The 680-nt window shown below is 66.5% G+C and carries 1 protein-coding gene; it reads right to left on the reverse strand.

Features of this window, described 5'->3' with window-relative positions; genetic code table 11:
• Positions 1 to 74: 74 nt before the first annotated feature.
• A partial coding sequence (locus BG60_RS36175; RefSeq protein ID WP_034474678.1) for a gluconate 2-dehydrogenase subunit 3 family protein occupies positions 75 to 680 on the reverse strand: 606 nt, incomplete at its 5' end.

A 680-nucleotide genomic window follows, 5' to 3' on the forward strand; every position in this document is an offset into this window, starting at 1 on the left:
ATGCGCCGGGATGGAACACGTCGGGCGCGCGTCCGTTCTTCCCGCGCGGCATGTGCTGCGCGTCTTGGGACGAATCAGCGGACACGGCGATTCTCCTCCTGCGCGGCCTCTTCGTGGCCGGCATTTGCTTCGGCGGCTTCCCATGGGTCGCGCCGGTCGGCGACCATGCGCACATAGCCGCGCGGATTGGCCGGGCCGCCGAAGCCGATTTCGCTCCACACATGCGGATGCGCGTAGTACATCCCGCAGATGTCGTGCAGCACACGCTCGGCGAAGAAGAGGGCGGGCGGCATACCGTTCCATTCGGCGCTATCGAGCTTGCCTTGCTGCATGTCGACGAGAAGCGCATGTTGGCGGTCATGCTCGATGCTCGCAAACGGCAGTTCGTGACGCGCCCGGCTTTCGGCATTCAGCGCGCGAAGGCCGATGCGCCACGCGTCGCGCATAGGCGGCAGACGCGCATCGCGATATCCGTCGCCAGTGTTCTTCATGAGGCGCGCATCGACGAGAGCGGCGACCGGCACGTTGGGGCGCTGACTGTCCTGCGGCACGATGCATGCGCACAGCGCGCAAAGCCCGCGCCATTCGACAGCATCGAAGAAGTGCGGGCCATCGGGCGTCGCGAGCCGCTCGTCGATGACATGGCGCGTGACGTCGTCCCATGAAGGCGTGTCGCGCTT

This window comes from Caballeronia zhejiangensis (assembly GCF_000698575.1).
Classification (GTDB): Bacteria; Pseudomonadota; Gammaproteobacteria; order Burkholderiales; family Burkholderiaceae; genus Caballeronia; species Caballeronia zhejiangensis.